This is a genomic window from Micromonospora sp. U56 (genome assembly GCF_018070095.1).
Taxonomy (GTDB): domain Bacteria; phylum Actinomycetota; class Actinomycetes; order Mycobacteriales; family Micromonosporaceae; genus Micromonospora; species Micromonospora purpureochromogenes.
Window position 1 is genome coordinate 48,393 of the sequence record NZ_JAGPYL010000006.1, and the last position, 25,786, is coordinate 74,178.

Consider the following 25,786-nt stretch of genomic DNA (forward strand, 5'->3'; position numbering starts at 1 on the left):
ATCGGCCGGTGCCGACTCCGCGTGAGGGTGGCTCAGCGGCCAGCACCTACGGAGACAGATTCCGGGCAAGCATGGACCGTGGTGGCAGTCTCGGTGAGACCCAGCTCGATCCCGACACATTTGCCGACGTCGCGCTCGAGTTGACCGCGCTGCGAGTGGCCCATCAACGCCCACTGCCCGCCGACCTCGCCGCTCTCGCGGAGCTGTGCGATAAAGCCGAGGCTGAGCACCCCGATCTCGTCGGCCTGCTCAGCCATGTCGGCGCTCGAAGCCGGACCGCGTTGTCGATGCTTGATGATGTCGAGCATCTGGTGTCAGAGCTTGGTGCGGCGGCCGCGGCCGAGGAGGTGCTCTCCGCAGCTGGTCGTCGTGGCTGGTCCGGTGGCCCGGTTGAGACGCCCGCCGAGATCTGCGACCTGATCCTGCGCTTGGCGAACGAGATGCTGGGAGACCTCACCGAGCTTGCCGTAGCTGATCTCGCGGCCGGCCCAGGGAAGATGCTCACCGCCATGATGGCCGCCGGTCGCCCACGCGAGATCCGGTGCGCCGAGGCAGACCCGGTGGCGGCAAGGTGGCTGCGTCTGAGGTCCTTCTGCCACGGCCACCAGATGGTCACGGTCCTCACCGACGGACAGGACACGGGCAGTCTCTCGGGCTCGGACCTTGTCTTTGTCGACCCGCCATTCCAACCCGGCGAGCGGGAACACCATGAGGAACACCCGCTGTCCTGGGCCTCTCGAGTGGTGGAGTGCCTCAATGACGAGGGCATTGGGTTCGCCGTCGTGCCGGAATGGACACTGACGCGCACGGGGACGTCGCGTCGGCTTCCGGTGACGTGGGTACGCGAGCAACTCGTGCGTCGAGGCTGCGTCCGCGCGATCATCCAACTGCCCCGCCACATTCACCGCTTCATCGGCGGCACGGACCTCGTGCTGCTGGTGCTGGCCCCCGACGAGGGCGACACGACCGGAGACGTCATTGTCTGCGACGCCGACCAGATCCGGTCCCGGTACGGCGGGTCATGGATCGAACAGACAACGCGGCTCGTGTGCGGGTCGCGGGAGTCGCGCGACGCTGAGCCATGCACGGCGATTCCCGTGGCCGAGCTAATGGGCAGGCGGTCGCTCCTGCCGTCACATCTGTTGGCACCCAAGGCGGCACCTGAGGACCATGTGGTGGAGGCGGTGCGGGCACGTGAGTCCGCGGCGGCAACCTTCAAAATGGGCGCGGATGACGCGCTCACCACGCTGGGACGCATCGGGGTGACCACCCGCACGCAGGGCGTCGCCTACCGCACGGTCGGCGAGCTGCTACGCGGCCGGCAGCTCATCCGACTGCCGGGCCATCGCATACCCGATGCTGATCTGGGTCGCAGCGGACAACGGGTTCTGGGTCGCGAAGAGCTGCTCGGAGAGGTGCGAGTCGGCGAGCGTCGCATCGACGTTCTGACACTCGGGCAGTACGCCGCAGCCGCGATCACCGAACCGGGCGATGTGGTCGTCATGGCCGGCGACCAGCTTCGCGTCATGGTGGACGCTATCGGCGGCAGCGTCCTGCTCACCCCCGTACAGGGCTTGCGTATCCCCGGCTACGTCAAACACTCGTCGCTGTACCGCGACGAGCCTCAGCAGGCATGGATCGGGCCGTACGCGCTGGCGGCCCTGCTCGGCGCGGCGCGTAACGCGGCACGCACCGGTCCACGCGTGCGCAGCGTGACCCTGCACCAGCTGGAGATCCCCGTGCTGGCCGCCGTCGATTACGGCCACCTCGATCAGGCGTCCATGATGCTCAACGACCTGGCAGAGCAAGCCCGCAACCAGGCCGCGGCGTTGGATCTGGTCCGTCAGCGGATCGCCGCCGGCGTCGCCGACGGGGCGATGAACCTGCGCTTCAAGCCCAACACGTCGAACACGAATATCTGAGGAGACGAGATAGTGCCCCCACGCGCGCGCAAGCCGGTAGAGCCGCAATCGGCCGACCTGAAAGACACCCTGTGGAAGTCGGCCGACAAGCTGCGCGGCAGCATGGACGCTGCCGAGTACAAGCACTTCGTCCTCGGTCTCATCTTCCTCAAGTACACCTCCGACGCGTTCGACGAGCGGCGGGCGCAAATCGAAGCCGAGCTGGAGGCAGAGGGCATCCCCGAGGAGAACCGGCCCGCACTGCTAGAGGACCAGGACGAGTACGCGGGCCGGGGCGTCTTCTGGGTGCCGCAGGCCGCCCGATGGGAGTCCCTGGCGCACCGGGCCAAGACCGCCGCTGGCCAGACCAGCATCGGCCAGCTCCTCGACGGCGCGATGAAGGCCGTCGGCGACGCCAACCCCGACCTCAAAGGTGCCCTGCCGCAGGGCCTCTACAACGGCCGAGGTGTTGACGAGCGGCGCCTAGGCGAACTCGTCGACCTGATCCACAAGCTCCGCTTCCGCGACCAGTTCGACGCCGACGGCCAGCGCCGCAGCGCGCGCGATGTCCTCGGTGAGGTCTACGAATACTGCCTGGAGAAGTTCGCGCTGGCCGAGGGCCGACGCGGTGGCGAATACTTCACCCCGAAGAGCATCGTCAAGCTCATTGTCGAGATCCTCGAACCGCAACCAGGTGAACGGGTCTACGACCCGGCGTGCGGCTCCGGCGGCATGTTCGTCCAAGCCGAGAAGTTCATCGAAACCCACGGCGGCAAGGCGTTCGACATCTCGGTGTTCGGCCAGGAGCTCAATCAAAACACCTGGCGGCTAGCGAAGATGAACCTCGCCATCCACGGCATCGAAGCCAACCTCAGCACCAGGTGGGCCGACAGCTTCCACGAAGACCAGCACCCCGATTTGCGCGCTGACGTCGTCATGGCCAACCCACCGTTCAACATCTCCGACTGGGGCGGCGACCGGCTTGTCATGGACCCCCGCTGGGAGTACGGCATCCCGCCGGTCGGCAACGCCAACTACGCATGGTTGCAGCACATGGCCCACAAGCTCTCGCCGAAGGGGCGAGCGGGCATCGTGCTCGCCAACGGTTCCATGTCGAGCAAGCAGTCTGGCGAGGGCGACATTCGCCGAGCCATGGTCGAAGGCGACCTCGTCGCCTGCATGGTGGCCCTGCCTGGCCAACTCTTCCGCTCCACCCAAATCCCGGCCTGCCTCTGGTTCCTATCTCGAGACAAGAGCCCACAGGGATCGAAGCGGCTCGCCAACCGTACCAACGAGGTCCTCTTCATCGACGCCCGCAACATGGGCGTAATGGTGAACCGCACGGAGCGCGAACTCACCGGCGACGACCTTCGCCGTGTCGCGGGCACCTATCACGCCTGGCGCGGAACCGACAAAGCCCTTGAGTACGTCGATGTGCCGGGCTTCTGCAGGTCAGCGACGCTGGACGAAATCCGGGAACACGACTTCATCCTTACGCCCGGCCGGTACGTCGGCGCAGCCGAAGTCGACACCAGTGGCGACGAACCGATCGAGGAGAAGATCGCCCGATTGACGAAGGAACTTTTCGCCCACTTCGACGAATCGGCTCGCCTCGAGGCTGTCGTCCGCGACGAGCTCGGGAGGATTTGATGGCAAGGGTCGCAACCGCAACCGGTGGACGCCCTGCTACCACCGGCGTAATTCCCGGACGTTGGGCACTAAGCGTCGGGAACCCTGGAACGCCGACGGCTCCGGGATTCGAATGGGTGCGCCTATCTGATCTTGCTCGATTGGAAAGTGGCCACACTCCGAGTCGCAATAAGCCGGAGTATTGGGACGGCGAGATCCCCTGGGTGGGAATTCGCGATGCCACAGCTAACCATGGACGGACGATCCACTCAACAAAACAAGCGATCAGCGAATTGGGGCTCGCCAACTCGTCGGCCCGCCTTCTTCCCGCCGGCACCGTTTGCCTGTCACGAACTGCTTCCGTTGGCTACGTCGTCACCATGGGAGTTCCTATGGCGACAAGTCAGGACTTCGTGAACTGGATCTGTGGGCCGGAATTGTCACCGCGACTCCTGCACTACATCCTGATGTGTGAGCAGGAGAGCGTTCGACGATTTGCTCATGGCACGACGCATCAGACGGTCTACTATCCAGAGGCCAAGGCGTTCCACGTCTGTATCCCGGGCCGTCCGGAACAGGACGCGATTGCCGCGTTGCTCGGGGCGCTAGACGAGAAGATCGTGGTCAACGAACGGATCGCAACCGCAGCAGATGAGCTCCGGATGATCCAGATGGAGGCCGCAGCCCGAGAAGATCCCGCGCTCGTTCCTCTTTCCAGCTTGGCGAGCTTCGTCAACGGTCGGAACTTCACAAAGGATGCATCGGGTTCGGGGCGCATGGTGATCCGAATTGCGGAAGTTGGCTCAGGCCCGGGAGCGTCCACTGTCTACAACGACGTCGAAACCTCCGAGCAACATCTGGCGAGGCCGGGTGACGTTCTGTTTTCATGGTCTGGGACGCTCAAGGTGGCGCGATGGTGTCGACCTGAAGCGTTGATTAATCAGCATATCTTCAAGGTTGTCCCGAATGGCGGAGTGCCAGCATGGATGATGTTCGACCTTATCGCAGGCGAGCTCCCAGCCTTCCGCGCGATCGCAGCGGACAAGGCCACCACAATGGGACACATCCAACGGAAGCATCTTGACAAATCGGTCGCTGTGCCAAAACGCGAGCTCTGGGGGTCACTGGACCGCTCACTCGGGGTTCTTTGGAATCGGGCGCTGGTGGCTGATCGGGAGGCGCTCGCTCTTGCGGATCTGCGCGACACGCTGTTGCCGAAGCTGATTTCCGGTGAGTTGCGGGTTAAGGACGCGGAGCGGTTGGTGTCCGGCGCGGTCTGACACTCGATCCGAATTGCACTGAAGAACTTCGTCGCGTCGCACCCGCTCTTTTGGAGAAGGCATGCCACTGTCAGACGATCCGGCTTTCCCGCACGACGAGTCCGAGGCCGAGTGGGAGCACCACGTCAAGGATCAGCTTGGCGAGTGGTGGCAGCCCATGACCGGCGCCGAGTTGGCCCCGTCGCGCAAGGGTGATGGCGCGCGGAAGTCTTGGGGCGACCTGATCCTGCACGGCCGTCTTCGCGAGGCGGTGGCGCGGATCAACCCGCAGTTGCCCCTGGACGCCGTGGACGAGGTAGTGGTTGAGTTCGAGAAGCGGACTTCGGCGGATGCGTTCACGGAGCGGCACCGCCTCCACGCACTGCTCACGCGCGGAGTCAAGGTCGGTTACGTCGATCCGGCGTCGGGGGAGAACCGCACCGACACCGCTTGGGTGATCGACTTTCTCGACCCATACAGCAATGATTTGATCGCGGCCAACCAGGTGACGATCAAGGATGCTCGCCGCAAGCGCCGGCTGGATGTGGTGGCCTATGTGAACGGTTTGCCGCTGGCGATGTTCGAGCTCAAAAAGGCCGGCGCGACCGACGGCACGCGCGAGGCGTACGACCAGCTCATGACTTATCGGCGTGAGTTCGGTGCGTCCGCCCTCGCAGTGCCGGTCTTCGCGGTAGCTAGTGACGGCATCACCGCGCGAATCGGGACGTTGTTTACCCCATGGGAGCACATGGCTCCGTGGGACGTCGACGGACGGGGCGAGCCGGTCGACGTCAGCGACGGCCGAGCACTGGAGACTCTGATCGGTGGAGCATTTGACCCCAAAGTCTTCCTCGACCTGCTGGTCAACTTCACCGCCTTCTCGCGAGAGCGGGGTGGTGCGATCGACACGGTACGTCTGGCGAAAGCCCACCAGATGTTCGCGGTTAATACCGCAGTCGACAAGACGATCACTGCGGTGGGTGGCGACGGCAAGATCGGGGTCGTGTGGCACACCCAAGGCTCCGGCAAGAGCATGGAGATGGCGTACTACACCGCGAAGGTGATGAAGGAGCCGGCGCTACGAAACCCGACGATCGTGGTGCTCACCGATCGGATCGACCTGGACAGCCAGCTCTTCCTCACCTTCGCGGCCAGTGACCTGCTGCCGGAGACGCCCGTGCAGGCGGACACGAAAGAGCAGTTGATGCGCCTGCTGGATCGGCCGTCCGGCGGGATCATCTTCACCACCCTGCAGAAGTTCAACCGCTCCAAGGCGGACAAGGAAGCGAACATTGACTTCCCGCTGCTGTCGAAGCGGCGCAACGTGCTCGTGGTCGTGGACGAGGCGCACCGAAGCCACTACGACTTCCTCGACGGCTATGCCAAGAACCTGCACGACGCGCTTCCCAACGCGGCGTTCATCGCCTTCACCGGCACGCCGATCTCCAGAGCCGAGGCGAACACCCGGGCGGTCTTCGGCGACTACATCGACGTGTACGACCTGACCCGCGCCGTCCGCGACGGCGCCACGGTGAGGGTCTACTACGAGAACCGACACATCCCGGTGCACCTCCCCGAGGGCGTGAACCCAGTGGAGTTGGACGAGGAGGCCGAGGACCTGACGGTCGACCTCGACGAAGAGGAGATCAAGCGCGTCCGGCGGGCGTTCGCGCAGTATGAGGATGTCGTAGGCCACGCCGACCGGGTACGGACGCTCGCCGTGGACATCGTCGAGCACTGGGAACAGCGCCGGACCGAGATGGTCAAGCTGACCGGCAAACCCGGCAAGAGCATGATCGTCTGTTACTCCCGGAAGGTCGCAGCTGACCTTTACAAGGAGATCACCGCGATCCGCTCGGAGTGGCACCACGAAGACGACGACGAAGGCCTGATCAAGGCGGTATACACCGGCAGCGCCAAGGACCAGGAGCCGATTGCCACCCATGTCCGCTCGACCGGCGCGATCAAGAAGATCCAGCGCCGGGCCACGGATGCTGACGACCCGCTGGAGCTGGTGATCGTCCAGTCGCTGTGGCTGACTGGGTTCGATTCGCCGCCGCTGCACACGATGTACCTCGACAAGCCGATGCGCGGGGCGGCGTTGATGCAGGCCCTCGCCCGAGTCAACCGTCGATGGGGCGAGAAGCCCAGCGGTCTGGTGGTGGATTTCCTTGGCATCGCCGACGACCTCACCAAGGCGCTCGCCGAGTACACCCGAACCGACATCGATGAGAAGCCGATCGGAAAGGACATCAGCGCGGCCGTCGACATGGTGGTTGAGCTGCACGGCGTAATCGGCAGCCAGCTTCACGGCATCAACTGGAAAGCCAAGCGCGACTCGGGCAGGCCGCGTGCCTTCTACCACGCTGCGCTCGATGTCGTGGATTACCTCCGCAGCCCGGAACCAGATCTGGAGGAGGGCAAGCCCACCCTCGCCGATCGCTACGCCGACACCGCTCGCAAGATCGCCCGCGCCTACAGCAACTGCCCGCGTGAGGACAAGCTTCGGCCACTGCGGACGGACCTGGAGTTCATCGAAGCTGTACGTCTGTATCTGGCCAAGTTGAAGGCCGAGGAGCGGGCGGAGCGGGGGCTCGCCACAGCGGCGGACGTAGAACTGGCGATCCGGCAACTTACGGCGAGCGCGATCGCGGTGGACGAGGTGGTCGACATCTATGAGGCGGCTGGCATCCAGCGGCCCGACCTGTCGCACTTGGACGAGGACTTCATGCGCCGCCTGCGCGAGAGCCAGCGCCCCAACCTCGCCATCGAGGCGCTGCGTCGTGCGATCGAGCGCGAGGTCCGGTCGGCCCACCCCCACAACGTTGTCGCGCAGGAAGGGTTCACCGCGAAACTGCTGAAGACGATGCAGCGCTACACCTCGGGCGGACTGACAGCTGCCGAGATCATCGCGGAGCTGGTAGCGCTGGCCAAGGAGGTCTCGGCCGACCGCGGCAAGGCTGCCGAGATGGGCCTGACCGAGGACGAGTACGCCTTCTACACCGCGGTCGCGCAGAACGAGTCGGCAACGGAGCTGCTCGGCGACGTCGTACTTGGACAGATCGCCAAGGATCTCGTCCGCGAGCTTCAGGACCTTCCGGTCGACTGGTGGATCCGGGAGCAGGCCCAAGCCTTGGTGCGCAGCAAGGTCAAGCGTCTGCTGGCCCGGTACGGCTACCCACCGGACGCCCGTCCTGAGGCCGTCGAGCTGGTACTCAAGCAGACCCGTACGTATGTAGAAGATCAGGCGTAGCGGTCATGAAAGATCGTGCTACAGGCTGTGTACCCGTTGGTGCACCGGGAGATACGGTCGGCGGCATGCTCGCCCGAACCTGTCGTGATGAGGTGCTCGAGGCCGCCCATGAACTGGCTGCTCGAAGCGTCGACGGCAGCTTCACGGCTGAGGAAGTCGTACGCCTGCTGATCGGCCGAGGAAGCACCTTCGTAGAAAGCACGATACGGACTCACGTCGTCTCGCGTATGTGCGTGGATGCTCCAGCCCACCACGCTGTCCGCTACCCTGACCTGACCCGCGACGGCGGCGGGCGTTACCGCCTTGTCGACGCGGCTCAGCGGATTGGGACGTCAGTGGCCCCGCTCACTGTGGGAACCAGTGACACCTCTCGTGGTGACGAAGAGTTACTCCCGGAGGTTCCCGCCGGAAGCAGCACGGTGCAGCGGCAGGCAGAGACGGCGATCCTGGACGGGCTCGCCGATCTGTTGGGCTACGAGGTCATCCCGACGCGACTTCACCTCGCTGGTGGCGAATACGTGGACGTAGATGGCGTCAACCATGCCCCACCGACTCTTGTGGAGGCATGGGCGCACCAGGGGCCACCCAAGGGCGGGCAGAAGCAGAAGGTCCTGGCGGACGCGCTCAAGCTCATTCACGTCGGTAGGGAGTTGGGCGGCCATCACCGATTGATTCTCTGCTTCAGTGATGAGCAGGCGGCACGGTCCTTCCGGCCCGAGGCGCGGACCTGGTACGCGGCTGCGCTAAAGGCTCACCACGTTGACGTTCTAGTCGTCGATCTATCGGCCGAATGGCGCGAGCGGATCCGAATCGCCCAGCAGCGGCAGTTCCGGTAGCGCGGGGAGGACCGGAGTGGTTGACCGCAGGTTGACCGGAGCGAGTGGCGAGCACTACGTCTGCTATGCCTTGGCTCGTCAGGGCTGGGTCGCAACCCTCACCCGGGAAGGGCTTGAGCGCACGGACATCCTCGCCGTGAGTACCGTCTCCCGCCGTATGGTCGAACTTCAAGTAAAGGCTGCCGCGCCTGCCGGCAAGGTGTCGTGGATGCCTGGAGCGAAGGCCTTCACGCCAGCATTCGACCACGAGTGGTACGTCTTCATCGCTCTCACGCGCGACTTGACGCACGCCCCCACCTGCTACATAGTTCCGCGGTTCCACGTGGCAGCAGCAACGTGGATTGTTCACCGCAACTGGCTTACCCATCCAAACGCGCAGCCCGGGACCCGAAACACGACGCTTGCGCAGGCCCGGATCACCGCAGACGTCTGGAGCGGCTACGAGGGCCGTTGGGATCTGCTGGAACACTCAACCAACTCCGTTCCGGTGCTACTTCCCCATTGGGTCCGGGAGCGTGCAGGAGAGCCTCGGGTCGGTTTGCCGCCAGGCCATCCCTGGGCCTCGGCGCTGCCTCCGGACTGGGAAGGGCCGTAGCTTGGGCAACTTCCAGTGGTTCCTCTTGTCGTCTCGCGTCGGCCGTAGCCGGCGTATCCCCTGATTACGGAGGTTTCCATGGCACTGACGCCACAATCGCAGCTTCGCCTTTGGCTCATCCAAACGCTAGGCGATCTGGGTGGATCGGCGGAGCGGCGATCGGCTTTGCGAGCGATGGCGAAGGCGTTTCAAGGCCAGTTCAGCGACGACGACTGGCGCTCGCCGCCCAAGCGACCTTTCGAGGCCAACTGGGAAAACCGCACGTCGTTCGAGCGCGGCGAGATGGTTCGGGAGGGGTTACTGCTGCCGATGCAGAAGGCGGGACGGGGACGGTGGGCCCTCACTGAGCGAGGTTGGACGCTGCACCGGCAGCTTTCTCGGTAGTGGCGATGCCTGAGACGCAGAGCTACTCGTAGGGCATTCGTCGATCAGGGTGTGACAATGCGGATCTTGACGGCTGAGACAAAGGCGGCCCAAGCCGGCGGGGGGAAGGCCAGCGTCGGACCCGTGGGGTCCTTGCTGTCGCGCACGCCGACTACACCCATGAGGTTGTCGGCGACCTCGACGCAGTTGCCGCCGTTGCCGCCGCTGCGGGTGCTCTTGCGCCAGACGGCGCCGGTCAGGTCAGTCATACCGCAGCTCCCCGATGATCGTCTTGATCATGTCGGTCGATTGTGCCTCATCGAGCGCGAGCGCATCCAGGCTCTTCCAGGCGGCCCGGTACGCGGCCAGCTCGTCGGGCTTGTCGAGGTACAGCGCCCCGGTCAGAGATTCGCTGTAGGCAACCGGTGGCTCAGGCGCTGCCCGGCCGCCCTTTGTCGCCGGGAAGTCGAGGATCACGAAGGAGCCGGCGACCGCGCCGGAGTGTGGACCGGTGGCGAAGGGCAGCACCCGCACGGCGACGTTGGGCAGCTCGGCAGCCTCCAGTAGTCGAGTGAGCTGCCCGATCATCACGCCTCGGCCACCGACACTACGTCGGAGTACCGCCTCCGACAGGATCGCGTCGAGCTGCGGCGGCTGGGGGAGCCGTCGAGTGAGCAGCCCTTGGCGTTGCAGCCGCACCGCGACCGCCCGCTCGCGCTCGTCCTCGCTCACCGAGGGACGGTCGAGTCGGGCAAGCCCGAGTGCGTACTGGCGAGTCTGGAGCAGCCCGGGGATCAGGGACTCCTCGTATTGGCGGAGATGCGCGGCGGCGGATTCCAGGCCGACGTACAGCTCGAACCAGTTCGGCACCGCGTCCCCGTACGCGTGCCACCACCCCTTCGACTTCGTCTCCGCCGCCAGCCCCCGCATCGCCTCGGTCATCTCTGGCGACACGTGGTACAGCTCGCACATCGCCTTCACGTCGAGCACCCGCACCGGCCCCAGGCCGCTCTCGATGCGCCAGATCTTCTGCCGGCTGTACTCAAGCGCTTCCGCGGCGGCGTCCAGGGTCACCCCGGCCTCGGTGCGGAACTGGCGCAGCAGCCGCCCGAGCTGCCGACGCGGCACGGTCGATCCGACGTCCTCTGTCACCCGAACACTCCCTGATTCCACTCCGCAACAGTGTGTAACGCGACCACGTAACTCATATCGGTTGCAGTAAAAGAAGTCAATGCTTGAGCCAAAAATTCTGCTGTGGAACGTTGCGCCTCCACTGCGCACTGTCACACGATGACTACAAGGCCCTGGTGCCGTACCGCTGATCGCAAGCTGCGGCGGCAGGGCGGGGTGGGTCCGCGCGTGCGGGGAGGACGAGTGGCCCCACCCCTTCCATCCGACACGAGAGGCAGGCAGCAGATGAGCGTCCGCAATCAACGGTCGAGCTACGGCGCGATGCCGTACACCCCGCTGCTGCCGTGGCAGGTGCGCGAGCGCCGATTCAAGGTGGTCGGTCTCGGACGCCGCGGCCTTGAGCCCGACCACGTGTACGCCTTCCTCGATCGGGTCGCCGTGGACATGGCCGCGGTCTACGCGGCGCTGGCCGCGAGCCGGCGGGAAGCCGCCTGTGCCATGGACGCGCTGCGTCGCCAGCAGAGCGACCACCCCGATCGGGGATCCGAGGCATGACCCAGCGGTACGTCATCCACCTGCCGGTGGCCGCCGCCGACCTGCCCGCCGCGCAGCGCCTGGCGCGGGTGATCGGCCGGTGGCTACTGGTACTGCCGCAGACCGACCCGGGGGAGACCACCGTCTCCGCCGAGGACCACCAGAACGTACGCCATCGGGTCTTCTGTGACCTGCTGATGCCCGGCGGCCGGCGCTGCCTGCTCCGCGCCGACCACGACGGCGCCTGCTCCCGCCGCTTGCGCCGCTGAGCAAGGGCGGCTCAGCCGAGCGGGCGCGGGCGGAGTCGTGGACGCGTGGGGAGTTCCTCGCCGCGTGTCTGCACACCGAGGTAGCCGCCGATCAGCGGGTTTCCCGTGGACCAAACCGCGCGAGTTTGGTCGGGTTGAGGGTGATCAGCACTCGGGTGATCCCCTCGGTAGAGGCATCGATCGCGCACAGTGCGACGACGGATCCTGCCCGGCGGACGAGGACGGCTTCCTGCCCGTTGGACTCGACGAGGTCCAGCGAGACGACCGCGCCGAACTTTCTCATGAGGCCGGCGATGTAGCGGGCGACGTCGGCCCGGCCGGTGACCGGTACCCGCGCCGCGCTGACCATGCCGCCGCCGTCGGCGTAGGAGACGACGTCGTTCGCGAGCAGTTCTTCCAGCTGACCGAGATCACCGGAGCGTGCGGCGGCGAGGAAGGCGTGGAGCAGCCGGCCGTGCTCGGCGGGGGCGACCGGCGCGTGCCGTTCTTCGGCGAGGTGCGTGCGCGCCCGGCGCCCGAGCTGCCGCGCGTTCGCCTCGGTGATGTCGAGGACCTCGGCGATCTGCCGGAAGGGGTAGTCGAAGGCCTCGTGCAGCACGTACACGGCGCGCTCGTGCGGAGTCAGTCGTTGCAGGAGGAGGAGCAACGCAAGTCCGAGAGCTTCGCCCTGCTCGGCTCGGGTTGCCGGGTCGACCGACGTCTGGACCGGCTCGGGCAGCCATGGGCCGACGTAGGTCTCTCGCCGGGCGCGTGCCGATGTCGCCGCGTTCAGGGCGAGCCTGGTCGTTGCGGTGACGAGGAATGCTGTCGGGTCCCGTACCGCGCTGCGGTCCGTGCGCTGCCACCGTAGCCACGTGTCCTGGACGATGTCCTCGGCGTCGTGAATGCTGCCCAGCATCCGGTAGGCGATGCCGAACAGCCGGGGCCGTACCGCGTCGAAGGTCCGCACGGCATCCATCGGGACCTCGCGGTGGGACATGCCGTCTCTTTCCTCCCGTTGGTAGCCGCCTGTCGCTGTTGCCGAGGTCTTTGTCCCCCTGATTTCAGCTTGCCGGTTGCCGCGTCTGGTGCCGGCATACCCGTTCCGTGATTCGAATCGCTGACCGGGCCAGCGCGGGCGCCCGGCCGCGCACGGCCCGGGCGAGGCGGGTCACGGCCTCAGCCTGCCGGTTCAGTGCGGTCGTAGGTCGGCCCCCTACCGGGCGAGGGCAGCCGGAGAGACGACGGGGCGCTGGTCGCGGGTCGGTTGTCACGAATCCCTGCCTCACCTGGTCCTTGGTGGTGAATCGGCGAGGCGGCTCGCCGACGAAACCGGAAGGCGCGGGACGAAGCATCCGTTCCGTGCCGATTCCTCGAGGTGTGGTGAAACGGAGGGTGTCGTGAGTTCATCGTTCAGCCGGTTCGCCGTCTCGCGGGCGCCTGACTCGCCGAGCGAGCCGCCGAGGAGATGCTGCCGGCACTGACTGCATTCGCTGGTAGCTGCGGCCGGAGCATCCCCGGCAGGCAGCTTTCCTGTCTCACCGTGTCGACCTCCCGCCCTGCGGACGAGAGGTCCGGAACCGTCGGAAGGCGGCCACCATGACTGACATCGGGCGAAACAACCCAAGCGCACTCGACCAGATCCCGGACCGCGATCCCGAGGAGACCGCCGAGTGGGCGGCCTCTCTCGACGCCGTCACCGCCGCGGCCGGGCCGCAGCGCGCCTCGTACCTCCTGCGCCGCACTCTCGAACACGCTGAGGGCGTCGGCCTTGCGCTGCCGAAGCTGCTCGAGACCGAATACCTCAACACCATCCCGACCGCCGCCGAGCCGGAGTTCCCCGGTGATGAGGAGATGGAACGGCGCATCACGGCGTGGAACCGCTGGAACGCCGCGGCGATGGTGACCCGCGGCAGCCGCTATGGCCTGGGCGGTCACATCGCTACCTACGCCTCCGCCGCCTGGCTCTACGAGACCGGCTTCCAGCACTTCTTCCGCGGTAAGGAGGCCGACGGCTCCGGCGACCAGCTCTACCTCCAGGGCCATGCCGCCCCCGGCATCTACGCCCGCGCCTTCCTCGACGGTCGGCTCACCGAGGGCCACCTCGATCGGTTCCGGCAGGAGGCGGGCGGCGACGGCCTGCCCTCCTACCCGCACCCGCGCCGGCTGCCGTGGCTGTGGGAGTTCCCCACCGTGTCGATGGGCCTGGGCCCGCTGTCGGCGATCTACCAGGCGCGGTTCAACCGCTACCTGCAGCACCGTGGCATCAAGGACACCTCAGCCTCGCGGGTGTGGGCGTTCCTCGGCGACGGCGAGATGGACGAGCCCGAGTCGACCGCCGCGCTCGCTCTTGCCGGTCGCGAAGGCCTCGACAATCTCACCTTCGTGGTCAACTGCAACCTGCAGCGGCTCGACGGGCCGGTGCGCTCCAACTTCAAGATCGTTCAGGAGTTGGAGGCGCGGTTCCGCGCGGCGGGCTGGAACGTCGTCAAGTCGCTCTGGGGCTCGGCCTGGGACGACCTGTTCGCGCTCGACACCACCGGCGCGCTCGTCCGCCGGCTGCGCGAGGTCCCCGACGGGCAGTTCCAGACGTACGCGGCCCGGGATGTCGGCTACATCCGCGAGCACTTCTTCGGCGCCGACCCGGCGCTCGTCGAGATGGCGAAGGTGCTGACCGACGCGACGATCGCCGAGTGCTTCCACGCCTCGCGGGCGGGCCACGAACCCCGCAAGGTGTACGCCGCCTATCGGGCCGCCGTCGCGCACCGGGGCGCGCCGACCGTGATCCTCGCCCAGACGGTCAAGGGCTACACGCTCGGCCCCGCCTTCGAGTCGCGCAATGCCAACCACCAGATGAAGAAGCTGACCGGCGACGAGTTTCGCGCGCTGCGCGACCTCCTCGACCTTCCCATCCCCGACAGCAAGCTCACCGGTGAGGTGGTGCCGTACGTCCACCCCGGCGCCGATTCGCCGGAGGTCCGTTACCTCCACGAGCGCCGGGCCGCGCTGGGCGGGCTCGCCCCGGCTCGCCGGGTCTACCCGGTGGTGCTGCCCGCGCCGTCCGCCAAGCCCTTCGAAGCGTTGGCCAAGGGGTCCGGTAGTCAGGAGATCGCGACGACCATGGCCTTCGTCCGCCTGGTCAAGGACCTGATGCGGGACCCGGAGACCGGCCGGCGTTGGGTGCCGATCGTTCCGGACGAGGCGCGTACCTTCGGCATGGAGTCGCTCTTCCCCACCGCCGGGATCTACTCGCCGCACGGCCAGACCTACGACCCGGTCGACCGCGACACGCTCCTGTACTACAAGGAGGCCACGAACGGCCAGATCCTCAACGAGGGCATCACCGAGGCCGGTTCGATGGCCGACTTCACGGCCGCCGCAACGTCGTACGCCACGCACGGCGAGCCGATGATCCCCTTCTACATCTTCTACTCGATGTTCGGCTGGCAGCGGACGGCCGACCAGATGTGGGCGCTCGCCGACCAGCTCGGCCGTGGCTTCCTCATCGGTGCCACCGCCGGCCGTACGACGATGACCGGCGAGGGCCTGCAACACGCGGACGGCCACTCCCACCTGATCGCCTCGACCAACCCGGCGGCGATCGCCTACGACCCGGCCTTCGCGTACGAGGTCGCCGTGATCGTCCGCGACGGGCTGCGCCGGATGTACGGCCCGGACGCCGAGGACGTCTTCTACTACCTCACGGTCTACAACGAGGCGAAGGTCCAGCCGCCCATGCCGTCCGGCGCGGACGTCGAGGAGGGCATCCGCAAGGGCCTCTACCGGTACCAGGAAGCCCATGCCGTGGAGTTGGCGGCGGATGCCCCGCGCCTGCAGCTTCTCGCCTCCGGCACCGCGATTCACTGGGCCCTGGAGGCCCAGCGGCTCCTCGCCGGCGACTGGGGTGTGGCGGCCGACGTGTGGTCGGCCACCTCCTGGAGCGAGCTGCGCCGCGACGCTCTGGACTGTGACGCGGCGCGCCTCGAGGGTGAGGACCGGATCCCTTACGTGACCCGGGTGCTGAACGGCGCTCCCGGCCCGGTGCTCGCCGTCAGCGACTGGATGCGGGCGGTTCCGGACCAGATCAGCCAGTGGGTGCCGCAGGACTGGCACTCGATCGGCACGGACGGCTTCGGCCTCTCCGACACCCGTGCGGCCGTCCGTCGCCACTTCGGGGTCGACGCGCAGTCGGTCGTGGTCGCGGCGCTGGCAGCCCTGGCCCGGCGCGGCGAGGTCAAGCCCGAGACCGTTCAGGAGGCCCGCAAGCGCTACGGGATCGCCTGAAGGCACTCCTGCCCTGTCGGGTTCTGTGGCGACTGGGATGCAGCGGCCGGTGCCGTCGGGCACCGGCCGCTGCACCAGCAGGCAAGGCTGACCTCTGAGTGGTCGCCCGGCTGCATGGTCCTGGTCCCGCTCAGTGCCGGTCGCTGATCTGCGCGCGCGGCGACGGTGCGCCCTCGCTGGTCTTCACCAGCGACTTCACGCTGAGCAGGTACGAGGCCCACCTGCTGCTGCAGTGCTAGTACGGCAGCCGCCGTTCGAGATTCCGCTGGTGGTAGTGGGTAGAAGTGGCGCAGCTACCGCGTGCTCGTCTGTACGTTGTGGACGATACTTCACACCTGGCGGTGGCCGCGTGCCACAGCGCGGCCTGGTTGACTGCGATCCAGGTGGGCGCTGTTCGAACCGCCCACGCCGCAGACGTCTCAATCAACGAACTCGCCGGCCAGTACGGCGTCCACCGTTCAGACGATCTGGCGCAAGATCCGCTCGCCTGGTCGAATGGGAGACTCAGCTTGGGCGTGACGAACGAAGGAGTTCAACGCATGGCAACAGGTGCCCACGACGGACCGGTTCCGGAAGCAGCCGTACGTGGGCAGCGAGTCCTCGACCTCCTGGATAAGGCAATCGCCATCCAGACCCCACTGGTGCGCAAGAACATCGCCCGGGCCCGCCAGCGGAACCCAGAGGCGACACCAGCACAGGTAATCCGCAATCTGGAGCGGATGTACGTCAGCGCCTTGACCGGGACGGGTGCTGCAGTTGGAGGAGCTGCAGCGGCGCCCGGCGTCGGCACGGGCATCGCACTGGCACTGTCGGCCGGCGAGGCTCTCTCATCTCTTGAGCTGAGCGCCCTCTTCGCGCTCTCGATCGCCGAAGTCCACGGAGTCCGCATCGACGAGATCGAGCGCCGCCGAACGATCGTGATGGGAATCATGCTCGGCGGGTCCGGCTCCGCCACCATTACCAAGGTCGCCGAGCGTACGGGGCAACACTGGGGACGTCAGGTTGTCGCCAAGGTGCCTGCCGAGACGTTGCGTCAGATCAACGGGATCTTGGGGAAACACTTCGTCACGAAGTACGGGACCAAGCAGGGAATCATCGTTCTCGGTCGAGTGGCACCGTTCGGTATCGGCGCTGTGATTGGTGGTGGTGCCAACGCTGCCCTCGCCACTCTGGCTGTGAGAGCCGGTCGTCGCGCATTTGGCCCACCCCCGACGTCGTGGCCATGACTGACGCGCAGCACCCCGCCAATCCGAGAACTCGCATGGCTGACCCTCGGTGCACTGAAGGGCGTCCAGCACCCCGCCTACGCCACCGGAGTCGACTACGGCTGCTGCATGCCGGTAACGGCAAAAGCACGGGAGTCCTTGGCATCCGATCGCCGGCGCCACGGGTGCCAGGCGTTCCCGCTCGCGGTCGGTCATAGGTCGTATCAACGGCCTCCATGCAGTCGCTCGCTGATGATCAGATGGCATCCCAACCTCCCTTCCGGTCGTCCATCACCGAGTGCGCTCTCCACGGCGACGATGGCCAGGAGGAGGAACGCGTCACGGGCCCTGTGGGGTGGGACGCGACTATGAACGCTCGACTCTCAGAGAAGATCAAGTCGTTCTGACACGACCCGCTCACGGCGTGGGCAGTTCCTCACCGAGCCGAAGGACCATGCCGTCGAGACCCGGCGCTACCTCCGGGACCTGAACGGCCACCTGATCGAGCTTGGTCAGGCCACCGGGATCTTCGCTGAGGTGGGTCGAGCAGCCTCCGCCTGAGCCTGACGGTCCGCGCCGCCGGCAGCCCTGGTCATGGCCAGACCAGCCATCGTGATCGGGCCCATGGTGATCAGGCGGCGGGTACGGTGAACGTCGTGGAGGATCTCGGCGCGAAGGTCTCGTATCTCGCGCTCCCCGTCGGCACCCGGGTCTACGACGTCGACTCGGCACCCGTCGGCGTGGTCGAGCACGTGCTGACCGACGAACCGAAGGACATCTTCCACGGCATCATCGTGGCAGCGCCGGGGCCGGATCAGTCCCACCGCTTCGCCCACCGGGAGCAGATCGCCGACCTGTACGAGCGGGGGGTCGTGCTGTCGGTACCCGGTGCCGAGATGCACGAGCCGGGCGAGGACCCGCCGGCTGGAGTTGTCGAGGAAGCGGCTCACAAACCGGTGCAGGCGGACCTGCGCCGCGCCTGGCAGCGGCTGAGTCGACCCCGCTGAACCCGCCGGCAGGCCCGATGCCAGGGGACCAGATCGGCGCTGCTCAGTGGCAGTCGAGGCCGGCATCCCGTAGCGCGCCCTGGTGATTCGCCCGATGGGGATGAGGCAGGGTCACCCCCCGTCCCAGGAGGCTGTCGAGGTACCAGGTCGCTCGCCACCCCGAGAGGTGAAGTGTGCGATCGCGGCGCATTGAGGTCAGGGGCTCGTAACGGGCGGTTCGACGGCGATCGGGCCGGAGAGGAGAACCAGGTGGAATACCAGGATTTCATCAACGCAGTGGCCACGCGGGCAAAGGTGTCGACCGATCAGGCGGCGACACTCACCAGCGCGACGTTGGAGACATTGGCAGATCGGATCAGCGCCGGCCAGGCCGAGGACCTTGCCTATCAGCTTCCGGAAGGCCTTGACGATCACCTGCGCAAACCCCCACCGCTCAGCGGGAGAGGGGAACATGCCAAGTCGTTCGGGCTCGAAGAGTTCGTGCGGCGGGTGGCGGACCGCCCGGCCGTCGACCGTGCGCTCGCCGGTGCCGGGGTCAGCGCGGTGCTCACCACGCTCCGTGAGGCTGTTTCCCGTGACGAGTTCGACAACGCGGTGGCTCAGCTTCCGAACGAGTTCCGGCAGGTGATCGAACCGGTGGGTGCCGGTGGCCGGCAGCGCCGCGGCTCGTAGCACGCGCGGTTGAGGCAGGAGCAGGTGCGCCCGCAGCCGGTCGGGGCGCGCGCCGGCGCGGAACGGCGCCCGCAGGTGGACGCACGAGACAGGACCACTCTCGACGCCGGTCACGGACGCCGCGACGCACCCCGACTGGTCCGGAAGGAGTACGCGTGAACTACGCCGAGTTTCTCGAAGCGGTGGGGAAGCGGGCCGGAATGCCGGCGGCGGAGGCGACGAACGTCGTCGGAGCCACCCTGACGACACTGGCGGAACGGGTCAGTGGCGGCGAGGCGCGGCACCTGGCCACCCGGCTCCCCGAGGAGTTGCGCGGGTACCTGCACAAGAACGTGGACTTCGCCGAACAGCTCGACCTCGTGGAGTTCCTCAACGAGGTGGGGGTCCGCGCGGGAACGGATGGCGACCGGTCCGCTGAGGTTGCCCGCGCCGTGTTGACGACCCTGCGCGAGGCGGTGAACGCCGAAGACCTCAAGGGCCTGGAATCCGAGCTGCCGAAGGACATCCGGCGGCTGCTTCATCCGTTGGACCGCGGCATCGGGGGCTGAACCGAGCCACGTCCTGGCCCGATCCGGGTACGGTGCGCGGGTGGAGGTTGGATTCGCCCCGCCCGTCTCCGGCTCGTGGGCCACACCGGAGAACATGGTCCACGTCGCCCGCCGCGCCGAGCAGCTCGGATACCACTCGCTCTGGACGTTCCAGCGGCTCCTGGTCCCCGCCGACCTCGGCTGGAGCGAGACCTACCACAGCGTCCAGGACCCGCTGACCACGCTGGCGTTCCTGGCGGCCCACACCACGCGGGTCCGGCTCGGCGTGGCGGTGCTCAACATGCCGTTCATCTCTCCGGTGCTGCTGGCCAAGCAGACCGCGACTCTCGACATCCTCGCCGGCGGACGGCTCGACGTGGGACTCGGCCTCGGCTGGGCGGACGAGGAGTACCAGGCGACGGGGGTGAGCAAGCATCGGCGGGGCCACCGGGCCGAGGAGTTCCTCGCCGTTCTCCGTACCCTCTGGCAGGACGACGTCGCCGCGCATCGCGGCGAGTTCTACCAGGTCCCGCCGACGCGTCTGGAGCCGAAGCCGGTGCAGCGGCCACACCCGCCGATTCTGCTCGGCGGCCAGGCGCCCGCCGCGCTGCGCCGGGCCGGCCGACTCGCCGACGGCTGGGTCAGTGGCAGCCAGGCGGATTTGACGGGCATCGGCGCGGCGGTCGCGACCGTCCAGGGCGCCGCTGCGGAGGCCGGCCGCGATCCCCACGCACTGCGATTCGTCTGCCGCGGCGCGGTCCGGGTACGCCCGACGGGCCCGTCCGAGCGCGAGCCGCTCACCGGCACGCTCGAGCAGATCCGCTCGGATCTCGGCAGACTCGCCGAAGCCGGCATCACCGAACTGTTCGTCGACCTCAACTTCGATCCGGAGATCGGCTCGCCCCGCGCCGACGCGCAGGCGTCGCTGCGCCGGGCCGACGAGGTGCTCGACGCCCTCGCACCGGCCGGCTGACACCCCGACCGGCGCTCACCCGGCCGGGTCGGCTGCCGCGTCCGTCGCGGACCACGCCGACCAGCCGGTCACCGCTACCGCGATCACCGGCCCGGCTGGTGGCCGCTGGACGTACTGCGGGTACTTGTCGGCCAGCGCCGCGCGGGCCGCGGCCTCCTCCGCGCGGTCCTCCACCAGCCGGCCGTGCCCGTCCAGCCGGACCCACCACAGCCGGGACCAGTCCTCGTCGTACTCGTCGACCAGCAGGCAGGCATGCCCCGTCGCCTGAATGTTCTCCAGCCGGCGCAGCCGCCGGTGGCGCTTGGGCTTCTCGTCCACCGCGTGGTAGACGACGTCGTCGAGCAGCACGAAGCACACGGGTATCAGGTGGGGACGCCCATCCGCGCGGACGGTGGTCAGCCGGGCCACCCGGGCCGACCCGACCCGATGCCGGAGTTCGTCGGCGGGCACGGGCCCGACGCTAACAGCCGACACCGGTCGTGGGACGACGACAAGCCGGGTGTACAGGCGCAGGCGCCGCCGGATCTTCAACCGCCACCGGACCGGCCTGGCGGGGGCGGGTTCTCAGGCTGATCGGGCAGTGTCGGTGATGTGCGCGAGTACGGCCGAGTAGTCCCGGTCGCCGAGGCCGGCTTCCTGGGCCGCCACGACCCACTGCCGGGCGGCCGCCGCGACCGGCAGATCGACACCTGCCGACTCGGCGGCCGACACGACCAGCTCGGTGTCCTTACGGGCGAGTGACAGCGCGAACCGGAGCGGGAGCTGACCCGACTCGATCGCTGGTCGGCGCCGATCCGCTTGCGAGCCGACGGGAGTCGCGGACAGGACCTCGAACGCGATGTCACGCGGCAGGCCAAGCCCGTCCGCGAGAGCGAGTGCCTCACCGAGAACAGCGAGCACCCCGAAGAGGGCCGAATTGGCGACCAGCTTGGCGGCCGCGCCGGCACCGAGGGGCCCGACATGCATCGGCGAGCCAAGCGCGCCCAACACCGGCATCCACCGTTGGACAAGCGGCTCGGGCCCTCCGACGAATATCCGTAGCGACCCCGACTCGGCCTCCGAGACGCTGCCCAGCACCGGCGCATCGAGGAGGTCAACGCCATCCGGCAGCATCCCTGCGAACCGTCGTACGGCAGCTGGCCCGACCGTGGACATCTCAGCGAGCGTCGTCGACGCGGTGGCGCCGGCGAGGATGCCCCGCGGGCCCTCGGCCACCGATTGGAGCGCCGCCGGGTCGGACAACATGGTGATGACCAGGTCGGCCTGGCGGGCAGCATCTGCCGGGCTGTCGGCAGCGACCGCGCCACGCGCCACAAGGTCGCTGGCCCGGTGTGGTGTGCGGTTCCAGACAACGAGGTCATGGCCGGCATCGAGCAGCCGCCCCGCAATCCGGCTGCCCATCCCACCCAGACCGATCACAGCGACCGTGGCCATGGCCCCATCCTGCCAACTTCCCCTAACGGTTGGCGCGGTTCAACCGAGTTGTCACCAACCGCGTCCCCGGTCCGCTGGCCGGGTAGCTGCCCGGCTCTGGCGTCATCAGCCGTGTGCCGGTCTTGTCGTACCCGGTGGCGACAGGGCAGACGCGCTTCGTCGACAGCTGGCTGTGGGATCGTTCGTCACGTCAGTTCCAGCGAATCTGGATCTGTGATCGCCACTGGTCGACGACGTCGGATCGGCCCTCCGTTGTGATCTCGTCCGCCCGGTTCCAGAGGCTCAGGTAGACCTGCACTGCGGTGCCGGAAAACACCACGTCCGCCCGCTTGGCCTCGATTGGGGTCGTCACGATTGGGCCTTCGCTGATCCGTACCGTCCAGGCATGACCGGTGTCGTCGGTCCTCACCATCACGGTGTACGGCTCGACCGAGTGGAGCCGGCCCTTCCCTCGAGTGATGAAGCCTGTCAGAAGCTCATCGATCCCGTCGGCAGCCAGCACCGGATCGAGGTCGACGTCCGACGCTGTCGGCCACCGTCCACGGACGGCCGAGATCGCGTCTACGCTGTGAATGGTCGTCTCGTGGGCCTGGCGCCGCGCCCAGAATCGGCGCGGCGGTGGGGCGTCCTTGAGGAACACCGGTGCATGGGCGTCCTCCGCTGTCGCGTGCAAGGTATCGACCAGCGCGGAGAGGCCGTCCGAGTACCAGCGGAGCACATCGGCGGCGCTTCTGCCCTCGGCCTGTGCCGCTGAGGTGTCGTGGTCGGTCTCGCCGCGCAGGTTCGCCGCCGCCCATCTGTGCACCATGCTCTGATGGGTCACGAGTTCGGTGACGTCCCAGCCGGGACACGTGGGTACCGTTGCGTCAAACCCGGCCGCGGCAGCCGCCTCGCGCAGTGCGGCGCCGTTGCGGACAAGAGCCTCGAGGTGATCTTCCAAGCTCAGGTGTGTCGGCATGGCGGCATGTTAGAGCCGATGTACCCCGAGTTCCACGGTCGCGCAGGTGCGGCCGGCAGGGCTGTCGCTGCACGCGGCCGAGCCCCGGGTCGCGTAGCGGCCTCGTCGACCTGCTTCCCACGAACCAGTGCTGGGCGCCGATGGCTGGCTGGCGGCCCATGAGCGGCGGCCGCGGTCACTGCTGTCGCAGTCTCGGCCTGGTCACCGTGCGGCGGAATGGCGGCGCCCGTACGACCGCACGCTCCGGCAGCCGTGGAGCCCCGCGCCGCCGGCGCTGTCTGCTGACCGCGACGGCCCGCGCCCGCCGCCTGTGCCGCCGGCCCGGCCTCGCGGCGCCCTCAGCATCTCGGCAGGTATGCCGGTGCCGCAAGCGGGTACGCGCCCTGCCGATCGGGACCCGGGGAGGCGTGAATGACGATCGAGGCGCCGGACTACTTCCAGCCCGAGACTGGGCTGGTGCTGACGCACCTTTTGATCGTGCGGGATGTGGACCGTTCCCGGGAGTTCTACCAGCGGGTGCTGGGAGCGACGGTGGTGCGGGAACGCCAGCCGGCGATCCTGCGGTTCCACAACAGCTACATCGTGATCAACAGCGAGGGTGGTCCGACCGACGACAAGCCGGATGTGCAGGCGAAGGCGCCGGCGGATTCGCGGACGCTCAGCAGCGCGATGAACGTCCGGGTCACCGACGTCCGGGCGGTCTACGAGCAGTGGCGGTCACGGGGTGGGGAGTTCCTGACCGAGCCCAAGGATCATGGCGTCGAGATCCGGTGCTACCTGCGCGACCCGGACGGCTATCTGATCGAGCTCGGTCAGGGCACCGGAATCCTCGCCGAGATGGGTCGCGCCACCGCCTGAGCGACCGACACCCCGCATGCGGGGAACCCAGCCCGGGGCAGCCACGTCGTAGGGGGCATGACGGGTAGCAGCACCCACGTACCCCAGCCAACGGCCGCCACCGGCGTCCCCCGAGTCATGACTCCGGCTCGCGTCATGGGACTGGCCCTGGTCGCCGGCCTGGCGCTGGTCACCGGCTGTACGGCGGAGCCGGCCCCCGTGCCGCCACGGGACCGGGGAGTGCCGGCCGGCGGGTTCCAGCTCGTCGCGTTCGACTCCTGCCCGGAGGCGCTGCGGCAGCTGAAGACGGCTGCCAGGGCGTACGTCGGGCCCTGGGGGTTCGGGTCGAACGGGGACATCCGTACCTTCGGCCGCGCCGAACAGGCTGAGGCGCCCGCTGCGGCGGGACGGGCGGACGCGGCGGCCAAGGCTGCCTCCCCCGGCTACTCGGGCACCAATACGCACGAGGCCGGCGCCGATGAACCGGACCTGGTCAAGACCGACGGCAAGCGGATTGTCACCGTGAGCCGCGGCAAGCTGTACGTGGTCGACCCGGCCACCCGCCGGCTGACCGGCGAGCTGGACCTGGCACCGGGTGCCGATGGGTACGGCGGGGGCGAAGACGGCCTGCTGCTGCAGGGCGACCGGGCGCTGGTGCTGCGCCGCGACGGGTGGGCCGGGATGGCGAAACCGGCCGTCCCCGGGGGAGGCGCGCCGGCCGACTCCCCGATGCCCGACGGGATCGTCGGGCCCCAGCTGATCATGGTCGACCTGTCCGGCGCGCCGAAGATCATCGGCGAGTACCGGATCGACGGCAATCTGGTGGACGCCCGCCAGGTGGGCACGACGGTCCGGGTCGTGGTCCGCTCCGCGCCCCGGCTGAACTTCCCGTACCGGGAACGGGCCACCGACGAGCAGCGCACCGCCGCCAACCGCGAGATCATCGACAACGCCACCGCCGACGACTGGCTGCCCCGGTACGAGGTCACCTCCGGCGGGCGAACCAGCGTGGGACGGGTCGGCTGCGAACGGGTGAGCCGGCCGGCCGCCTACTCCGGCACGTCGCTGGTGACCGTGCTCAGCTTCGACCTCGGTGCGGCCACGCTCGGCGCCGGCGACCCGGTCACCGTGATCGCCGACGGCGACACCGTCTACAGCAACGGACCCCGGCTGTACGTCGCCAACGACCAGCGCTGGCGGGTGCTGCCGATGCTGACCGCGCGGAACATCGCCCCCGATCCCAAAGACGAGACCACCGAGATCTACCAGTTCGACATCTCAGGCGCGGGTGCCCCGCGGTACGTCGCCGCCGCGTCCGTACCGGGCTGGCTCATCAACCAGTACGCCATGTCGGAGTGGGACGGGCAGCTGAGAGTGGCCACCACCAGTGGCCGCACCTGGGGCGACAAGCCGAACTCGACGTCCGGCGTATACGTCCTGCGCGCCGACGGCACGGCGCTGACCCAGGTCGGCAAGGTCACCGGACTAGGCAAGGGGGAACGGATCTACGCGGTACGGTTCGTCGGCGGCACCGGGTACGTCGTCACCTTCCGGCAGACCGACCCGCTCTACACCGTCGATCTGCGTGATCCGGGGGCGCCGAAGGTGAGCGGCGAGCTGAAGATCAACGGGTATTCGGCGTACCTGCACCCGGCCGGCGACGGACGGCTGCTCGGGGTCGGGCAGGAGGCGTCCGACCAGGGCCGGGTCCAGGGCACCCAGCTCTCGCTCTTCGACGTCGCCGATCCGGCCGAGCCGACCCGGATCGCCCAGTATCACGTCAAGCAGGGGCACTCCGAGGCGGAGTTCGACCCGCACGCGTTCCTCTACTGGCCGGCCGAACGCCTGGTCGTGGTCCCACTGACCGTCCACGGCACGGGCCTGCCGACCAACGTGGCGCTGGCTCTGCGAGTTGGCGACGGCGGGTTCACCGAGGCCGGCACGGTCGACCACACGCTGGGCACGCGCCGTCCCGACGATCTGACGCCGATCCGCCGGTCACTGGTCGTCGACGGAGTCCTCTGGACCGTTTCCGACGCCGGCCTCAAGGCGACCAGCCTCGCCACCATGAAGACCCTCGGCTGGCTGCGTACGGCGTGACCGGCATGGCGGGTCCGTTTCCCGCCCGGCCTGCGCAAGA

22 protein-coding genes are annotated in these 25,786 nt (G+C 67.9%); 16 read left to right on the forward strand and 6 right to left on the reverse strand.

Annotated features, from left to right (window positions below; genetic code table 11):
* Positions 1–71 precede the first annotated feature (71 nt).
* From KBX37_RS04570 to KBX37_RS04595, 6 genes are all read left to right on the forward strand, one after another.
* The gene (locus KBX37_RS04570; RefSeq protein ID WP_210774667.1) at positions 72–1,922 is read left to right on the forward strand and encodes a hypothetical protein; all 1,851 of its coding nucleotides are present in this window, start codon (positions 72–74) and stop codon (positions 1,920–1,922) included.
* A gap of 12 nt (positions 1,923–1,934) precedes the next feature.
* Entirely contained in the window at positions 1,935–3,551 is a 1,617-nt protein-coding gene (locus KBX37_RS04575; RefSeq protein ID WP_210774668.1) for a class I SAM-dependent DNA methyltransferase, read from the forward strand.
* Complete coding sequence (locus KBX37_RS04580; protein WP_247657030.1) at positions 3,551–4,810, forward strand: restriction endonuclease subunit S; 1,260 nt, start codon at positions 3,551–3,553, stop codon at positions 4,808–4,810. Before KBX37_RS04575 ends, KBX37_RS04580 begins: the two co-directional genes overlap by 1 nt.
* A gap of 61 nt (positions 4,811–4,871) precedes the next feature.
* A complete protein-coding gene (locus KBX37_RS04585) occupies positions 4,872–8,042 on the forward strand; it encodes a type I restriction endonuclease subunit R (protein WP_210774670.1) in 3,171 nt (1,056 codons plus the stop codon).
* A 65-nt stretch (positions 8,043–8,107) separates the two neighbouring features.
* The gene (locus KBX37_RS04590) at positions 8,108–8,878 is read left to right on the forward strand and encodes a hypothetical protein (RefSeq protein WP_210774671.1); all 771 of its coding nucleotides are present in this window, start codon (positions 8,108–8,110) and stop codon (positions 8,876–8,878) included.
* 673 nt (positions 8,879–9,551) lie between these two features.
* On the forward strand, positions 9,552–9,857 hold the full coding sequence (locus tag KBX37_RS04595) for a winged helix-turn-helix domain-containing protein (RefSeq protein WP_210774672.1): 306 nt from the start codon (positions 9,552–9,554) through the stop codon (positions 9,855–9,857).
* A gap of 44 nt (positions 9,858–9,901) precedes the next feature.
* Here KBX37_RS04595 and KBX37_RS04600 read toward each other — a convergent pair whose 3' ends face one another.
* Both KBX37_RS04600 and KBX37_RS04605 read right to left on the reverse strand, forming a co-directional pair.
* On the reverse strand, positions 9,902–10,105 hold the full coding sequence (locus KBX37_RS04600; protein ID WP_210774673.1) for a DUF397 domain-containing protein: 204 nt from the start codon (positions 10,103–10,105) through the stop codon (positions 9,902–9,904).
* Positions 10,098–10,988 (reverse strand): helix-turn-helix transcriptional regulator, encoded by an 891-nt coding sequence (locus tag KBX37_RS04605; protein ID WP_210774674.1) that lies wholly within the window; start codon positions 10,986–10,988, stop codon positions 10,098–10,100. Before KBX37_RS04605 ends, KBX37_RS04600 begins: the two co-directional genes overlap by 8 nt.
* 264 nt (positions 10,989–11,252) lie before the next feature.
* On the opposite strand from KBX37_RS04605, the gene KBX37_RS04610 reads away from it, so the two are divergent.
* Together KBX37_RS04610 and KBX37_RS04615 are read left to right on the forward strand one after the other, a co-directional pair.
* Positions 11,253–11,522 carry a DivIVA domain-containing protein gene (locus KBX37_RS04610; RefSeq protein ID WP_210774675.1) on the forward strand — a complete coding sequence of 90 codons (270 nt, stop codon included), beginning with the start codon at positions 11,253–11,255 and terminating at the stop codon, positions 11,520–11,522.
* The gene (locus tag KBX37_RS04615; RefSeq protein ID WP_210774676.1) at positions 11,519–11,770 is read left to right on the forward strand and encodes a hypothetical protein; all 252 of its coding nucleotides are present in this window, start codon (positions 11,519–11,521) and stop codon (positions 11,768–11,770) included. Before KBX37_RS04610 ends, KBX37_RS04615 begins: the two co-directional genes overlap by 4 nt.
* Before the next feature lie 91 nt (positions 11,771–11,861).
* Here the strand turns inward: KBX37_RS04615 and KBX37_RS04620 are convergent, their stop codons facing one another.
* Positions 11,862–12,749: an RNA polymerase sigma-70 factor gene (locus KBX37_RS04620; RefSeq protein ID WP_247657031.1), complete on the reverse strand. Its 888-nt coding sequence runs from the start codon at positions 12,747–12,749 to the stop codon at positions 11,862–11,864.
* Between the two features lie 599 nt (positions 12,750–13,348).
* On the opposite strand from KBX37_RS04620, the gene aceE reads away from it, so the two are divergent.
* From aceE to KBX37_RS04650, 6 genes are all read left to right on the forward strand, one after another.
* Complete coding sequence (gene aceE, locus KBX37_RS04625; RefSeq protein ID WP_210774677.1) at positions 13,349–16,033, forward strand: pyruvate dehydrogenase (acetyl-transferring), homodimeric type; 2,685 nt, start codon at positions 13,349–13,351, stop codon at positions 16,031–16,033.
* Positions 16,034–16,401: 368 nt separating this feature from the next.
* Complete coding sequence (locus KBX37_RS04630) at positions 16,402–17,259, forward strand: hypothetical protein (protein WP_210774678.1); 858 nt, start codon at positions 16,402–16,404, stop codon at positions 17,257–17,259.
* 635 nt (positions 17,260–17,894) lie between these two features.
* Complete coding sequence (locus KBX37_RS04635) at positions 17,895–18,245, forward strand: hypothetical protein (RefSeq protein WP_247657032.1); 351 nt, start codon at positions 17,895–17,897, stop codon at positions 18,243–18,245.
* A 249-nt stretch (positions 18,246–18,494) separates the two neighbouring features.
* Positions 18,495–18,917 carry a DUF2267 domain-containing protein gene (locus tag KBX37_RS04640; RefSeq protein ID WP_210774680.1) on the forward strand — a complete coding sequence of 141 codons (423 nt, stop codon included), beginning with the start codon at positions 18,495–18,497 and terminating at the stop codon, positions 18,915–18,917.
* 155 nt (positions 18,918–19,072) lie between these two features.
* Positions 19,073–19,465, forward strand: coding sequence for a DUF2267 domain-containing protein (locus KBX37_RS04645; protein WP_210774681.1), 393 nt, complete (start codon positions 19,073–19,075; stop codon positions 19,463–19,465).
* A 40-nt stretch (positions 19,466–19,505) separates the two neighbouring features.
* On the forward strand, positions 19,506–20,417 hold the full coding sequence (locus tag KBX37_RS04650; protein WP_307848945.1) for a TIGR03619 family F420-dependent LLM class oxidoreductase: 912 nt from the start codon (positions 19,506–19,508) through the stop codon (positions 20,415–20,417).
* A gap of 15 nt (positions 20,418–20,432) precedes the next feature.
* Here the strand turns inward: KBX37_RS04650 and KBX37_RS04655 are convergent, their stop codons facing one another.
* The 3 genes from KBX37_RS04655 to KBX37_RS04665 all read right to left on the reverse strand — a co-directional run bounded on the left by KBX37_RS04655 (position 20,433) and on the right by KBX37_RS04665 (position 22,809).
* Complete coding sequence (locus KBX37_RS04655; protein ID WP_210774682.1) at positions 20,433–20,867, reverse strand: TIGR03668 family PPOX class F420-dependent oxidoreductase; 435 nt, start codon at positions 20,865–20,867, stop codon at positions 20,433–20,435.
* 114 nt (positions 20,868–20,981) lie between these two features.
* Positions 20,982–21,851 (reverse strand): NAD(P)-dependent oxidoreductase, encoded by an 870-nt coding sequence (locus KBX37_RS04660; protein ID WP_210774683.1) that lies wholly within the window; start codon positions 21,849–21,851, stop codon positions 20,982–20,984.
* A 190-nt stretch (positions 21,852–22,041) separates the two neighbouring features.
* Positions 22,042–22,809 (reverse strand): maleylpyruvate isomerase family mycothiol-dependent enzyme, encoded by a 768-nt coding sequence (locus KBX37_RS04665; protein ID WP_210774684.1) that lies wholly within the window; start codon positions 22,807–22,809, stop codon positions 22,042–22,044.
* A gap of 411 nt (positions 22,810–23,220) precedes the next feature.
* Here KBX37_RS04665 and KBX37_RS04670 point away from each other — a divergent pair, with 411 nt between their 5' ends.
* The gene (locus KBX37_RS04670; RefSeq protein WP_210774685.1) at positions 23,221–23,667 is read left to right on the forward strand and encodes a VOC family protein; all 447 of its coding nucleotides are present in this window, start codon (positions 23,221–23,223) and stop codon (positions 23,665–23,667) included.
* Between the two features lie 135 nt (positions 23,668–23,802).
* Positions 23,803–25,746, forward strand: a complete 1,944-nt coding sequence (locus KBX37_RS04675; RefSeq protein WP_247657033.1) for a beta-propeller domain-containing protein — start codon at positions 23,803–23,805, stop codon at positions 25,744–25,746.
* Positions 25,747–25,786 lie beyond the last annotated feature (40 nt).